We start from the raw sequence: 15,612 nt of genomic DNA on the forward strand, positions 1-15,612 counted from the left end.
AAGAAAAAGATTTCTCACAGCCATACAACACCGGGGATTCCTAATGACCGGTGGAGTTGAATATATGTCAATACTGTAAATGTATGGTAGAAATGTTGGGATTATGTTGATTTGTGTGGGTAATGACTAACTCAATTCCCCAAATATTATTGCCTTTGAAGTCATGAATAAAGATATGCTTTTTTCAATAGGTTTCAGCATAGCCTCTTGTCGAAAAAAATATGGTAATAAATGATATTTGTAACGACTAAATATGCGTTGGGAAGGCTGCTATCTTCGCTTTTTGTCATTTCGTGAATACCGTTCCTTGACACGTTTAACAGTGTTGTTTCTTTTTTTTGAACCTTGTTTATCATCCAAAGGATTACTGCCAATAGCTTGTCGGTTATAATTTACTTTGGTGCGGAAAGGCTTGCCATCATAAAGTCTTGGGATTAAGTCGCTTCTTCCTATCCTTCGTAACTCTTTTTCAATATTATGCCTCTCGCTATTCTTATACCAAAAGAAGAACTGGCGTTGTGCAAGTTTTTCTCGAGGAGTTTTTGCTGAAAAAACCGGTTCAAGTGTATATGGATCAAAACCGGAATACCAAGTTTCAGTGGCAACGGTCATTGGAGTAGGGGTAAAATCTTGGACCTGTTCCAAATGAAAATCCAAATCTTTGGTCAGCACAGCGAGTTCTGCCATATCCTCCTCTTTGCAACCGGGATGAGAAGAGATGAAGTAGGGAATGATTTGTTGCTTCAGATGTGCAGCGCTGTTTATTTTGTCAAATATGCGCTTAAAGGCATAAAACTGTTGGAACGAGGGCTTTCTCATCAGTCGTAGTACATTGTTGGATGTGTGTTCCGGAGCTACTTTCAGGCGACCGCTAACATGGCGTGTTACCAATTCCTTGGCATATTCCTTTGCCGCTTGATTAACTTTTTCATCTTTGGATTTATGGAGAATTAAGTCGTATCGGACACCGGAACCTATAAAGCTCTTTTTTATTCCGGGCAACCGATCCACAGCCCTATATATGTCCAACAACTTGCTATGATCGGTATTTAGATTTGGGCACACTTCCGGGAAGATGCAACTTGGACGCTTGCAGCGGTCGCACGCTTTTTGGTTCATGCCCCCCATGCCATACATATTGGCGGACGGACCGCCCAAGTCTGACAGATAACCCTTAAAGTCGGGCATTTTGATGATTTGTCGTACCTCCTTCAATATGCTTTCTTTTGATCGGCAGGTAATAAACTTTCCTTGATGTGCAGATATGGTGCAGAATGCGCAACCTCCGAAACACCCCCGATGTATGTTTACGCTATGTTTTATCATTTCGTACGCCGGTATGATTTTCCCTTTGTATTTGGGGTGTGGCTCCCTTGTATAGGGTAAATCATAAGCAGCATCCACCTCATCTGTTGTCATGGTGGGGTAAGGAGGATTGACCACAACGTATTTTTTATCAACTGCTTGCAGGATTCGTTTTGCATATCTCTTGTTGGATTCCTCTTCGATATGCTTAAAATTTTCCGACTCAAATTTTTTGTTGTTCAGACATTCTTCGTGGGAATGGAGGATGATGTCTTCTTCTTTTATTCCTCCGGGAATATCTTCTTTTTTGCACAAGAATGCCGTTTGAGGGATTTCTTTAACTTCGTTTATATTATTACCAGCCCCAAGTTCCTTTGCTATTGCAAGAATCTGCTTTTCCCCCATACCATAGATTAGCATATCAGCATCAGCATCGCAAAGGATGCTTTTCCGGAGTTTGTCTTGCCAATAGTCGTAGTGAGTCAATCGACGCAAAGAGGCTTCTATCCCTCCCAATACGATAGGAACATCAGGATATAGCTGTCTTAATATCTTGCTATAGACAATGGTAGGGTATTCGGGTCGGAGGTCGTGTCGCCCGTCTGGTGAATATGCGTCTTCGGAACGGAGCCGTTTGTTCGCAGTATATTTATTTACCATTGAGTCCATTGCTCCCGGGGCAATTCCGAAAAAAAGTCTGGGACGCCCCAATTTCTTGAAATCACGGAAATCACCATGCCAATCGGGTTGTGGGACTATTGCAACTTTATAACCTGCCTTTTCGAGTGTTCGCCCAATGACGGCTGCGCCAAAAGCCGGATGGTCTATATACGCATCGCCGGAAAAGAGAATGATGTCAAGTTCGTTCCAATGTCTTAGTTCTACTTCTTTTTTTGTTGTCGGCAAGAAATCCGTCAGTTGAAAACGTGAATATGAAGCAGAAACCAATTTGTTGTTTTTAGTTCCCATCATTTCCGGTTTCTGCTTTTGGGTATTCGTTCTCCCTGATATTTTTTCAGGATTTATCTTTTCCTTTGATTTACGTGTTTTCAAATGATTATTGGATTTACTGCTAAGGATGAGATTATTCTTTCACTTCTTTATTTGTTAATTCCCATTCGTGGAACAGGGTAAGAAGGTTTTTTAATCCCAAAGCCTTCATGTTAGGATTGTAAATAACATCAAGACATAGGTCTAACAGGGAATTGTCTTTGGAGATATCCGACTCCAACAATCCTCTTGTTTTAAGCCTGAGTCTGTCAAGCATATCCTCATTGATAACTCCACTTGAATCTATAAGATTGGCAAAAAGAGAATAGTGTCTAATGGTTTCTAAATGTTTCTCATTAATGTCAATGTGCCTCGTTCCTGAAGCGTTTGTTTGTATTTTATACATAAAACATCTATTGTTATGGTTTTACTCTCTTAATTCATTAAAAAGGTGATAATCCCCTTCATAATTCTTAATCGCTGATTCTTGTCTTTGATACATTCAAATGGGAATGACATCGCGAACAAGTTGTAATCAGTTCCTTTATAGGCCACGGCAGCTCCGGTGTTATCGGAATATTTCATGGCGCAGAAAGCTGGGCTTATGGGCAAAATGATGTCGGGTGAATAGGCACCATAATGATTCTCATTCAGAAATCTGTAAATATCGAAATTGGTGTTAAGTCCTACAACTTGTGAGCTGCTCCCATTTCTATTCACACCTCCAAACTGAATTTTGAGATAGCGTGCCAGCCATTTCCTTTCTGAATCGCTATAAGCGTCGGAAGCAAAATAGGCACCATTAATAAATATTTTTCCTTTATTCTTCAAATAATCAGATAATTTCTTTTGCATTTGAGGTTTAATCGCCTTATAGTAGAACAAGCTATGTCCATCGTCTTTTTCCAATCCCAAAGCTAAATCCGCCAAAGCATATTTATTAATATCTATCCATCCATTTTCTACAGCTTCAGAGGAACAACTTACAATATTGTATTGATTTAATGCTGCAATGGCATCAGCATGGGTTGTTATGTGATTGAAATTATTACCCGTCAATAATTTCCCTGCCAACTCATCTCCGCTGAAACCAAGTGCATCTGTTCCTTCTTTGCCGAATTGTGATTTATCAAAGTTGCTTTGTTTGCCACACCAACCCATCGTGGGACCATAGCTTATGCCGGGATCAGAATCCATGTCAAATCCTTGTTCAGTTTCCGTATCAATAATTGCAGGTGATGACAAACGGTGAAAGCCATTGATAATGAGTATGGTTTGTTTCTCGTTCCCGGCATTGTATGCCGATAAAACTTCTGTTGGAAAACTTTCGCCACCCTGATTGCATGCCGTTATTCGAAAATGATATAAAACTCCCGGCTCCAATTTCAGTTTATATGAATTTTTCTTTATATTTGTTCCATTGTCAAAACCACTCGTTCCTGTGGCTATATAAACATTGTAAGATGTGGATTTCGCCGATGGCTCTGTGATATCGCTAACAGCTTTCCAACTCAGTTTTACTTTATTTTTTGATGTAAATTCTATTTTAAAATTGTTCGGTGTAAGCGGCTGCACCGTATAATGCGTACCATGTAATTGAGAGGTGTATCTTAGAATTGTTTTATAGATGGAACGAGCGAGGGTGAATTTGAAATTCGGATCTTGTCCCATTCGCATATCATTAAAATTTTGATGGGACATTGTTTCAAGTATAGCGGATGGGACTTCCGGCAATCTGGTTTCACTATAATTTTGATCGATTACATTACGAATATTCCAAGCCTTATAGAACGTTTTTTCAATGTCTGTTTTTATGTTGGCGACAAGTTGTTCGGCAAATATCTTCGAAGCGTTCCGCGAAAGACCTGTCCCAAGTCTTGGGTTTCCGCTCTTTGTGGTACATATTCCAAGCGTTCCTACCGTAGTTCCATCCTTCTTAACCCCTGCATCGCTATGAATAGCCAGCGATAATTCTATGGGAACTCTTAATCCATACTTATTTGGAACATAGTCAGAGCCTCCCGCCAACCAATTAATATATAATGAACGGCTGTTGATATCGTCATTATAATCGTTAGCACCATTGCTTTTGCTCACAATATTGCGTGGTGCACCTGCCCATTGCGTGAAATATCTTGCTCCTTCCAAAGCTTTTGGAACGCCACTGGTGGTTCCTCCTCGAAGTATGTTCCCCATTCCTCCACCTATGCGTACAGCATCAGTAGTAACTATTCCGTTTCTTTTACTATGATTGGAAATGATGACGCGGTTGTAGATATTATTTCCTTTGTCAAAATCGAATGTACCAAGGTACACCCATGTGCCTCCACCCATTTTTTGATTTACCTTAATTTTGGTTTCTTGTCCTTTATGGCAGACAATATATTCGGCATCATCAACACTATGTTTTAAAGTTCTATAACTGACATAAACTGCATATTTCCCATCCGCAGGGATAAATGGCTGATAGAACGCATAGCTTAATTTGTTCTTGCGCCTTGTTGTTTTGATTTGACGTATAGTACCTGCAATGAAGGGATTTTCTCCATCAAAGTAATTCCCTCCATGAGCTGCAAATCCTAATTCAGTGGAGCCTTCCCACTTGTGTTTTTCATTCACCTCAAAATAGTAAGGTTTTCCACTGTCATTATCAACAATTATTTCATGCTTTTGCCAATCTCGCTCACGAGGCGATATCACAACGGCACCGGCATTTTCAAGCATTGGCATGAGATATGGAATAACAATGGACTGGGTGAATAAATCCTCAGTGGTGCAGAATAAATTTGGACGTTGCCATTTCCATATTTGTTTTTGAGAGTCATAATATCTTCCGTGTGAGGCCCACACGGAGATGTGTCGCCCATTTAATCCTTCGGAGATTCTATTTGGCTTTGAAACATTCTCCACCCACGGCTTACCTTTATATTCAAATTTTCCCCATGAAATTTGGTTGCTTTGCGCAACACAAGGCAAAATAGACAGTATGACGAAGAAAGAAAATAAGAATAGTCTTTTCATTATCAGATATCTCCAATAGTAAAGTTCTCTGGTATCTTGCCGTGAAAGTCCTTAAAGTATAATTTTATTTCCCTCATGTCTTTTTTTATGTCTCCTGATGGAATTATCGACTTTGTGCAATTAATCATCTTCTTTTTGTAATCCACCCCAAATAAGAGAATAGGTATTTCAGCTTTTTGGGCTATGTAATAAAAACCTTTCTTCCATTCTGGATTCAAGGATCTTGTTCCCTCGGGCGTAATACATAACTGGAAAGTGTCTGACTGTCGTGCTACTTCTGCCATGATATCGGTCATACTCGTATGTTTCTCTCTATATACCGGTATTCCTCCCATTTTTTTAAAAAGAGTTCTTAAAGGCCAAAAGAACCATTCTTTCTTCATTAAGAAATTGCTGTTTAATCCTTCAGCGTGGCTGAATAATTGTCCAATGACAAAGTCCCAATTGCTCGTATGAGGAGCTAAACAGATGATAAATTTAGTTGGATAACTGATGCTTACTTCTTTTTTCCAGCCCATTACCCTATATAAAATCCATGAGAAAAAATTACTCAGCATTGATTTATCCTAAGTTTGTGATTTGGTCGATGATTTCGCTTACTTCTTCATTAAATTTGTACTTTAAGTCATTAAAATAAAGTTTGGATTTCATGCCCGGCTCTATGTGTGATACCCGGCTTATGTAATTATTACGCAGAATTAAGATAGACGTTAAAAGTGCTTCTACATCTTCTTTATTTACATTCGAGCCATATAGCGAAGCCGCTAATGCTTCCGCGAATAAATCGCCACAGATATAATTGATAGTTCGTTTTAAATCTCTTTTGTTACTCATTTTATATATGAATTATGAAGTTAGTCAAATGATTTTAATGTTCAAAGATAAACAAAAAAAGAGAAAAGAAAGAATCAATTGAAAAAAAATAAAACCATTACTATTAAAAATGATTTTTTCTGCATATTTATCATGTAAAAACAGTACATTTGCATTCACGAAAGATTGTATAAATGAATTTCAAACTTTTAACGTATGGAAACAAGCTCGTTGCAAAAAGAAAGGGCAAAATATCAGCCCATGTTGCCAAAAGCTCTTCAGAGTGCGGTTAGTATTAAAGAAGGAAATCCCACTCAAAGTGCTGATGATCATGAGGATATAAAGAAATTATTCCCCAATACTTACGGATTACCTATCGTAGAATTTGAACCGACTATTTCAAAAGAAACGCCAAATTTCAATGTTGGGGTTATTCTGTCCGGTGGACAGGCACCGGGTGGACACAATGTTATCTCAGGTATTTTCGATGAATTGAAGAAGTTAAATCCAAATAGTCGCCTCTATGGCTTCCTTATGGGACCGGGTGGATTAGTTGATCATAATTATATTGAAATAACCACTGAACTTATTCAAAATTATAGAAACACAGGAGGTTTTGATCTTATTGGCTCCGGAAGAACAAAACTGGAAAAAATTGACCAATTTGAAAAAAGTTTGGAAATCATTAGGCAGTTGGATATAAAGGCAATTGTAATAATAGGTGGCGATGACTCTAATACAAACGCTTGTGTTTTGGCTGAATACTATGCCGCAAAAAAATATGGAGTTCAGGTCATTGGATGTCCGAAAACGATTGATGGAGATTTGAAAAATGATCAAATTGAAACTTCTTTCGGATTCGATACTGCAACAAAGACTTACTCTGAAATGATAGGAAATATTGCTCGGGATTGTAATTCTGCTCGTAAATATTGGCATTTTATTAAGTTAATGGGACGTTCAGCTTCGCATATAGCATTGGAATGTGCCTTGCAGACACACCCGAACATATGTTTAATCTCAGAAGAAATTAAGGCTAAAGATAAAACTTTGAATGATGTCGTAGAGTATATTGCGACCATCGTTGCCAATAGAGCTAAGGAGGGTAAGAATTATGGTGTTGTTCTTGTTCCTGAAGGGCTGCTTGAATTCATTCCCGCAGTTTATCGGCTCATTCAAGAATTGAGTGATTTGTTGGCTACGCATGGAGAAGAATATAAAAACCTCGACGATTTATCTCAGAAGGAATATATTACAACTCATCTATCTGAAACTAATAGAGCAACATTCGAAACACTGCCCTTGGAAGTAGCTCATCAGTTGGCTCTTGAGCGTGATCCACACGGAAATGTACAAGTCTCTTTGATAGAAACCGAGAAACTGCTTTCGGTTATGGTTGAAGCAAAACTAAAAGAATGGGTAAAAACGGGAAAATATGTGGGTAAATTTTCCACCATTCATCACTTCTTAGGTTATGAGGGGCGTTGTGCCGCTCCGTCCAATTTTGACGCAAACTATTGTTATTCCCTCGGTACAACAGCTGTTCAGCTTATAGCCAATGGAAAAACGGGATATATGGCAATTGTGAAAAATACCACCGCCCCCACAGAAGAATGGATTGCCGGTGGAGTACCTATCACTATGATGATGAATATGGAAAGGCGTAATGGAGAAATGAAACCCGTAATTCGTAAGGCTCTTGTTGATTTGCAAGGAGCACCTTTCCAAACTTTTGTCCTAAATCGAGAGAAATGGGCTAAGGAATCATCGTATATATACCCCGGTCCAATTCAATATTGGGGACCAAAAGAAGTTTGCGACAGAACAACGAAAACATTAGCTCTTGAAAAAGGAAGCAATAAAAACGAATAGTTGAATTTTAAACATGAAATTCCAACTTATTGTCAAAGATACGGTAGCATAATAAATGGATATTCCTAAAACCATCTGTCAAATCATTCGGAAACTGCAAATGAAGTATTCATGGATGTGGTGGGCATTAGGAATATCTTTCTCTATATTTTATTCACTCGCTTTTTATCTTTTGTTTGTTTCACCCACCGCATTTCGATGGAGAGCAATATACGGAGACCCGGATTATCCGGATGGATATGAGATTCATGGTATTGATATTAGTCATTATCAGGGGGACGTGAATTGGAATCGGCTTAGAAATGCGATAATCGATACCTACCCCATTAGGTTCGTATTCTTAAAGGCTACAGAAGGCGATAGCCATTTGGACGCTAAATTTCGCGAGAACTTTTTTAATTCAAAAGAAGCTGGTCTTATTCGCGGAGTATATCATTTTTGGAGCAACCAGTCTTCCCCTCGCAGGCAAGCTTATTTTTTTCTTGCAATGGCTCCACTTGTTCCCGGAGATTTGCCACCGGTGCTTGATGTGGAAACAAAACCTACAGATTTATCTACCGAAGACTTTCAACAGAATATCCTGACATGGCTTCATATCGTTGAGGATAAATATCACGTCAAACCAATCATATATACCTATTATAAGTTTAAGGATAAATATCTTTCCGATTCTCGTTTTGATGATTATCCATATTGGATAGCACATTATTATGTGGATAAGATGGAATATCAGGGCGCATGGAAATTTTGGCAACACACTGATGCCGGTCGCTTACCGGGTATAAAAGGGTACGTGGACTTGAATATTTATAACGGTAGCTATTATGACTTGATAAAAATGTTAATACAGAAGCCTATGCCGGTTGAAGTACAAGACAGCACCAGCGATGTTCCTCTTTTTGAAGACACAGTCTCAGATTGAGCGATTTGGCTTTATCAAGAATTAGTTCATTATCTTCCGTGTAGAAACCACTCAATATTAAGAAACCATCCTTATTCAAAACCGCTGCCAAACTATCCATATCGTCTAATACAATGTTTCGGTTGATATTGGCAAGGATTACATCAAAGTTTGTTTCAAACTTATTGATAACATGCTTATTACCTTCTAAAACTTTAAGTGTAACATCGTTCTGCTTCATGTTATCAATGGTGTTCTTGACACTCCACGAATCTACATCGTAGGCACATACTTTCCTCGCTCCCAACTTTGAAGCAACTATACCCAATATACCGGTTCCACAACCACAATCCAATACACTCTTTCCTTTCAAATCCATATTAAATAGTTGGCTAACTATCATCTGAGTAGTTTCATGCGTACCTGTTCCAAAGGCTTTGCAAGGATTAATTTCGATAATCAGTGGATGAGAATTGTCGTTTAAGGCTGATTTCTTAGCTTGTAGTACATCTTTAGTATTACAAATCAAACATTTATGCTCTATAATAATTGGTTTGAAATTATTTTGTTCCCATTCTTCATTCCAGTTCCTGTCCTCAACTTTTGAAGTGGTGAAAGAAATTTTTGTATTAGGTAGGGGAAAATCGGCTAACGCTTTATTTAATATCAATTCATCAAAGTTTTCTTCTTGACAATAGGCAATTACTGCACCATTATTCTCTATGAAAGATTCACAGCCGGTTTCTCCTGCGATTGCCGTTAATAAATCGCGAGCGGTGGAGGAATCTGGCGATAAATAAAATTTTATTTCTATATAGTTCATTACATTGTATTGAAAAGTCAATGCAAATTTACAAAAAATAGGGAAAAACCTATCTTTTATTAGGGAAATTCCGTATATTTGCACTAAAAGTTAATGTATTTTTGTGTCAAATAAATTAGGTAATACCAATATTGAATTTAACAAGAAATAAAAATAAGGATATGGCAATGAAAAAAATTTTTATTTTATCAATCCTAACACTTGTAATGCCATTGGCTACATGGGCACAGGACGACTTATACTTTGTACCTGCTAAGGATAAATCCGATTTTCAGCACTCTATCGTGAAGACAGAACCCTCCACTTATTATGCCGGAATTAATAAGTCGGACGCAGACTACAACCGTAGAGGACATTTTCATAGTTCATATCAGAAAATAGGCAAGGACTCTCTTGGGAATGACATTGTTTTGTTTGACATGAACGATGCTAAACGAGACACTATTTATCAGGTAGAACGGCTTTTCGATAATGGTGAAAGCGATTTTGCTTATAGCCAACAAATGAATCGCTTCGATGATGGTTGGGATTATTACCCATGGAGGTATAGAGGTTCATTCTATTATGACACATGGTGGGGTTGGAATCCTTGGTATGATGATTACTACTATGGACCATGGAATGATTACGGATGGTATCGCTATTATGGATGGTATTCTCCTTGGAGATATGGTTATTACCGCTGGGGATGGCCCTATTATTCTTATGGATGGTATCCTTATTCGTACGGATGGTGGACACCCCGATATTATGGAAGAGTATATGGTCATACCGGTACGGCGAACCATTGGGCAAATGGGCGAGTTTTTAACAGAAGTACGACAGGTTATCGTGGCAATATAAATAGAAACGATAATGGAAGAGTTACTTTTGGAAACACGACAGTTCGTTCAAATCGATTTGGAGGTACGAGAAATGATGGCAACGTGAGGTTTAATGGTTCGAGAAATAATAACTCTCTCAACAACAACAGACAATTCACTCCAAATCGTAACAACAGCTTTGGCAATGGAACTCGCTCGTCAATTGGCGGCGGTAACTTTGGTGGATCGAGAGGCGGCGGAAGCGGAACTCGAACTGGAGGTGGACGTTTTGGCGGACGTCGATAAAACGGAAAAATAACACTTTAATAATGAATTACAACTGATGAATATGAGAATACAACATTTTTTGCTGGCAGCCTCTTTGGTTTCATTGCCGGCAATAGCACAAGAAACTTATGAGAATGCCCGTATTTCAGGCGAAGATCTTAATGGAACGGCGCGTTATGTTGGAATGGGTGGTGCATTAGAAGCTTTAGGAGCTGATATTTCCACAATGGGATCAAATCCGGCGGGTATCGGATTGTTTCGCCATAGTAACGCCAGTATCAGTGGTGGACTGATAATACAAGGAAAGGGTAATGAGTTCGCGAATGGGAATAAAACAAATGCAAGTTTCGATCAGGCTGGTTTTGTGTACTCCACTCGCACGAGAAAAGATTCTTACTTAAATTTTGGTTTCAATTATCATAAAGGTAAAAATTTCAATTTCATTCTTAATGCCGCCAACAGTCTTAATGGAAGTTCACAGAACAGACAGTCTTATCTGAAAGGATTGATAGGAAACGAAGCAAGTGGCGGTTTCTCGGTTGGACAAAATAAACAAGGAGAATATTTCGGATATGTCGATGATAAAAGTACATATACGGCTTTGACCTATAGCACGGTAGATTATCTCTATTGGAACACGATGATTCCGGATGCTAAAGATGGAAAGTTTTATACTTATGATGCCGATGCTTATCAATTTGACAGAAGTAATACCGGATACATATCCAACTACGATTTCAACATCAGTGGAAATATACATGACAAGGTCTTCCTTGGAATAACATTTGGCGTTAAGGATGTGCATTACAAGGGGTACAGCGAATACCACGAATTGTTATCTAACGGAGGGGGAAGTGTAACTTTAGCCGATAATAGACGAATTACAGGTAGTGGCTTTGATGTAACTGCCGGAATTATAGTTCGTCCAATGCAAAATTCTCCATTTCGTATTGGTGTCTATGTAAAAACCCCAACTTGGTTCGATTTAACTACGGAAAATTATACGAATATCGCAAATAATTCCACCGAGGGAGGAACATATGACAAAGGCTCTATTACAAACTCCTATGACTTTAAGATATGGACACCATGGAAGTTTGGTGTTTCTCTCGGACATACCATTGATAACTATTTTGCTTTTGGACTAACTTATGAATATGAGGATTATAGTGCGATAAATACGAGAATAAACGACGACTCTTATATTGACTATTACTATGGTGATTTATATCAATCCACTTCAGCAGACCAATTTATGAATAACCACACTGAAAAAGCCCTTAAAGGGGTCAGCACTCTTAAGTTGGGAGCAGAGGTTAAACCAATAGACAACTTAGCTGTTCGTTTTGGTTACAATTATGTGGGTCCAAAATATTCGTCTTCAGCTCAAAAAGATTCCGGTTTGATGTCGTATGGAAGTAGTTATGCTTCTGCAACAGACTTTACCAATTGGAAATCAACGAATCGTTTTACTATAGGACTTGGCTATATAGTTGATAAGTTCAGTGTTGATTTAGCTTACCAATATAGCACTCAAAAGGGCGAGTTCTATCCATTCTCGGCGATGTCTGTAAATGATGGCGGGCAAACCTATGCGAATGTGCCAACAATGACCAAGGTGCAAAATGACAGAAGTCAATTGCTCATGACAGTAGGCTATCATTTCTAAACAGCGGAAAAGATTAGGAATAAAAAATATATCAAGTGTAAGCTACAAAACAACCGTGTATCAAGTATGTTTTGTAGCTTACATTTTTTTAGTAGGGATATTTTGTAAATTTCCAACTAATTGTTTGTCAGTGTGATATGTTATTTATACCCTTACACACAGGGAATTATATGAATTTTCCTAAATAATTTTATTAGCCCGCACTCAAGGTTGCATTAAACCCAAATTGGTCATTAAGATTTCTCAGTGTTGTATGCCAGTGAGAAAACTTTTTATCTTTTCCCAATGGCGTCCTAATCACCACGAAATTATATTACAAAAACCGTTTCAGGAACACGCTTCATAATCTATTGATAATCAAGACGATATTGATTGCAGTTTAAAAGCTTGGCTTTTGTACTCCAATTCATGACCTTTTGCATTGTAAAAACTTACCTTTTGGAAAGCAAAAGCTAAGCTTTGGATGGATGAATGAAGAAAATTTAGGACATTATTGAACATTTCCCATATCGCCGGGAAGGATTTTCGCGTTTTCAATGCCCCGGCTAAATAAAGAGAATATGCTTGGCTCTCGCCTACCCTATTAGGCGCAGGTCTTGATATATAAAGTTCATAGCGCATGGCTTTTAGTTAGTAAATTGCAGAATAACAAACTCATATAATTGAATATTTCTAATGACAGTATAACTAAAATAGTTTCTAATTTCTTTGGACGGTAGCGGAAAGCAGCTTAGCCCTTATTAAATCACAAAGAAGAAGAGAAAAGAAAGTTGGCACAGTGGAGAAAACATTCACCCGAGGGAGCGATTATCTGAATAAACAGACCTACCGGCATGTATCCATACCACTATGCGTAGCTGTGAAGCCCTCCCAATAAGAAGTTTACGCCGAAATAAGTCATCAATACTGTCAAAAAAGCCAGCACCAAATAGAGATGGAAGAAGATGGAACGACGAAAAGCTGGAAGAGAAGCCCTATGAAAGCTTACCGAATAAACCATCATGGCTATCAATGCCCAAGTTTCTTTAGGATCCCAGCCCCAATAGCGTCCCCATGAAACATTAGCCCATACTGCACCGATAAATATTCCCAAGGCAAGCAGGAATACAGCCGGGTAGAGAATCAGGCGACTAAGGTCGGACAATCGATCGGCAAGCCGAACTCCATTTTCTGTATGCCACAACACCAAAGCCGTAATACCATTGAAAAACAAAAAGGCTAACAACGAATAAGCAAACATAATGATTGCCACGTGAAAGCTCAACAATGGCGATGCCAATACAGGCATGAGTGTGGTAATCTGTGGATTATTCTCTCCCATCATTGACACCATCAGAGCCAAACCACCCATCAGAAATCCAAAAGGCATAAAGAGAGATAGGCGACGACACAGCAGCAGGGCGATGAGCAACACGCAAAAAGCCATAAACTGCATGGTTTCATAACCATTGGAGAGTGGCATATACCCACCGGAATAGCCGCGAAGAACAATCACAGTGGACAAAAACACAGTTGCCAAGAGTAGAAGCCAGCGTCCACAATGCCGAACAAGGGAAGACATAGGATGATTGTTCAACCAGCTCCGAACCACAAGAACATAATAAACCACTCCGAGCAAAACAAGGAACACCGCCAACGGCAGGGAGTATTGTAAGGAATTATAGAGTTGTTCGGCTCTAAAACGAGTGGCAGAAGGCAAATATGCACCACCCTTTTTCTGTTGATAAAGTCTTATTTTGTCGAGCACTTCATCCAAACCGGCATAATCGTTCGTTAATGCCAATTCCATGATATAGTCAGTGGAACGCTTGATAAAGAGCCACTCATCGTGTGGAAGAGTCTCCGGCAGCCGGTCGCCCTGCGCCACCCAATTCAAAGTGCCATTTGTACTGATGGGAAACATCCTGACAGCACTGCCCGACATCAACGAGGCTATAATATTATATTTCTCATAGGCTGCCGAGACGTCATTGGCTTCATTTCCCTTCAGCACGCCACGGTTCAACTCCTCCACCAACGATGTCAACTTGAATTGATTGGTGTCATCCATATAGTCGCGCCAAGATACATAAGTTCCTTTGGCATCCAACGCCTCTCTCACTTTGTGCCCACTCACTTTAATCATGGATTGATTCACCCAATCAGTGGGATAGAGCATCCATCCCACGAGTACTTGAACAGCACTGTAACCCTTATAACGGTCGTGTCCGTAGAGTTTGGTGGTGAAATCTCTTGCCAACGTCTGCATGGGGCATATACGTCCATTATGATAAACATAAAGATTACCGAAACGTTCTGCTTGTGTCGTTGGCAAAGTTTTCGGAAGCGACTTGTCGTTAGCTCGCAAAGGAAGAGATAATAGCAGAGCTAACACAATCATCCAACTATTACTGTATTTCATCACGTTACGCCACGCATGACGAAAGCCCTCTTTCGGGTGAAGGAGCAATGCAAGAATGCCACAAAGCAATAATGCATAGCCAATATAGGTAACGAAGATGCCCCAAGGATCGTGTGCCACCGAGAGATGCACCCCCTCGCGTTCCAAGTCGTAGCCACTCTGATAAAACCGATAATGCTGGTTCTGCGCTATGTGGTTCATGGACACTTGCTGTTCGCCATCTCCATCGAAACTAACTCTGCTTACAAAATCCATAGGCGACTGTGTGCCGGGAAAATAAACAATTTCAAACTTTCGCAACCTTACGGTAAAGGGAAGTGGCTCTCGCTTACCATCTGAGGTGGTGAAGGAAGAAACGGGTTGTCCGCGATAGAGATACATATCGCCCTGTGTCCCAAAGAAGTGGGTAAGTCCCGCACCCAAAAGAATGAAAGCAAAAGAACAATGAAATAAAAGCAGAGCCGGACGGCGCATCATGTTCCAAGCTCCAAGCATGGCTACCAATGCCACTATCGCGAGTAGCAGCCAGAGGACAATGAAAGGCAAGGAGCCATAAAACCAATGATGAGCCGTTTCCGTATCGACTACTTTCTCCACGAAAGAGGCTGTAGTCAAGACTAAGACAATCAAGACTAACAGCCCAAAAGAAAGGTAAGTCAATGTTTTTCTTATTCGATGGTTAGAAATCATATTATCTACGTGAATTCAACAGATGGACTGACTGAC

The 15,612-nt window shown here is 39.4% G+C and carries 11 protein-coding genes; 4 read left to right on the forward strand and 7 right to left on the reverse strand.

Features of this window, described 5'->3' with window-relative positions; genetic code table 11:
• Positions 1–270: 270 nt before the first annotated feature.
• From E0E16_RS05090 to E0E16_RS05110, 5 genes are all read right to left on the reverse strand, one after another.
• On the reverse strand, positions 271–2,277 hold the full coding sequence (locus E0E16_RS05090) for a YgiQ family radical SAM protein (protein WP_130829744.1): 2,007 nt from the start codon (positions 2,275–2,277) through the stop codon (positions 271–273).
• Between the two features lie 112 nt (positions 2,278–2,389).
• The gene (locus E0E16_RS05095; RefSeq protein WP_130829348.1) at positions 2,390–2,701 is read right to left on the reverse strand and encodes a DUF8442 family protein; all 312 of its coding nucleotides are present in this window, start codon (positions 2,699–2,701) and stop codon (positions 2,390–2,392) included.
• 29 nt (positions 2,702–2,730) lie between these two features.
• The gene (locus E0E16_RS05100; RefSeq protein WP_130829350.1) at positions 2,731–5,316 is read right to left on the reverse strand and encodes a golvesin C-terminal-like domain-containing protein; all 2,586 of its coding nucleotides are present in this window, start codon (positions 5,314–5,316) and stop codon (positions 2,731–2,733) included.
• Positions 5,317–5,318: 2 nt separating this feature from the next.
• Positions 5,319–5,873 (reverse strand): 1-acyl-sn-glycerol-3-phosphate acyltransferase, encoded by a 555-nt coding sequence (locus tag E0E16_RS05105; protein ID WP_130829353.1) that lies wholly within the window; start codon positions 5,871–5,873, stop codon positions 5,319–5,321.
• A gap of 4 nt (positions 5,874–5,877) precedes the next feature.
• Positions 5,878–6,150 (reverse strand): hypothetical protein, encoded by a 273-nt coding sequence (locus E0E16_RS05110; RefSeq protein WP_130829355.1) that lies wholly within the window; start codon positions 6,148–6,150, stop codon positions 5,878–5,880.
• Between the two features lie 195 nt (positions 6,151–6,345).
• Here E0E16_RS05110 and E0E16_RS05115 point away from each other — a divergent pair, with 195 nt between their 5' ends.
• Both E0E16_RS05115 and E0E16_RS05120 read left to right on the forward strand, forming a co-directional pair.
• Positions 6,346–8,001 (forward strand): diphosphate--fructose-6-phosphate 1-phosphotransferase, encoded by a 1,656-nt coding sequence (locus tag E0E16_RS05115; RefSeq protein WP_130829357.1) that lies wholly within the window; start codon positions 6,346–6,348, stop codon positions 7,999–8,001.
• A gap of 100 nt (positions 8,002–8,101) precedes the next feature.
• Positions 8,102–8,923 (forward strand): glycoside hydrolase family 25 protein, encoded by an 822-nt coding sequence (locus E0E16_RS05120; protein ID WP_376744090.1) that lies wholly within the window; start codon positions 8,102–8,104, stop codon positions 8,921–8,923.
• On the opposite strand, the gene prmA is transcribed toward E0E16_RS05120, so the two are convergent.
• Positions 8,856–9,725 (reverse strand): 50S ribosomal protein L11 methyltransferase, encoded by an 870-nt coding sequence (gene prmA / locus E0E16_RS05125; protein ID WP_130829361.1) that lies wholly within the window; start codon positions 9,723–9,725, stop codon positions 8,856–8,858. The two genes, E0E16_RS05120 and prmA, sit on opposite strands and share 68 nt — an antisense overlap.
• A 161-nt stretch (positions 9,726–9,886) precedes the next feature.
• Here prmA and E0E16_RS05130 point away from each other — a divergent pair, with 161 nt between their 5' ends.
• Positions 9,887–10,834: a hypothetical protein gene (locus E0E16_RS05130; RefSeq protein WP_255418115.1), complete on the forward strand. Its 948-nt coding sequence runs from the start codon at positions 9,887–9,889 to the stop codon at positions 10,832–10,834.
• A 43-nt stretch (positions 10,835–10,877) separates the two neighbouring features.
• The gene (locus tag E0E16_RS05135) at positions 10,878–12,485 is read left to right on the forward strand and encodes an OmpP1/FadL family transporter (RefSeq protein ID WP_130829746.1); all 1,608 of its coding nucleotides are present in this window, start codon (positions 10,878–10,880) and stop codon (positions 12,483–12,485) included.
• A gap of 847 nt (positions 12,486–13,332) precedes the next feature.
• Here E0E16_RS05135 and E0E16_RS05145 read toward each other — a convergent pair.
• Positions 13,333–15,483, reverse strand: a complete 2,151-nt coding sequence (locus tag E0E16_RS05145) for a cytochrome c biogenesis protein CcsA (RefSeq protein ID WP_240048085.1) — start codon at positions 15,481–15,483, stop codon at positions 13,333–13,335.
• Positions 15,484–15,612 lie beyond the last annotated feature (129 nt).

Origin of the sequence: Prevotella rectalis, from assembly GCF_900607215.1 — a bacterium.
Taxonomy (GTDB): domain Bacteria; phylum Bacteroidota; class Bacteroidia; order Bacteroidales; family Bacteroidaceae; genus Prevotella; species Prevotella brunnea.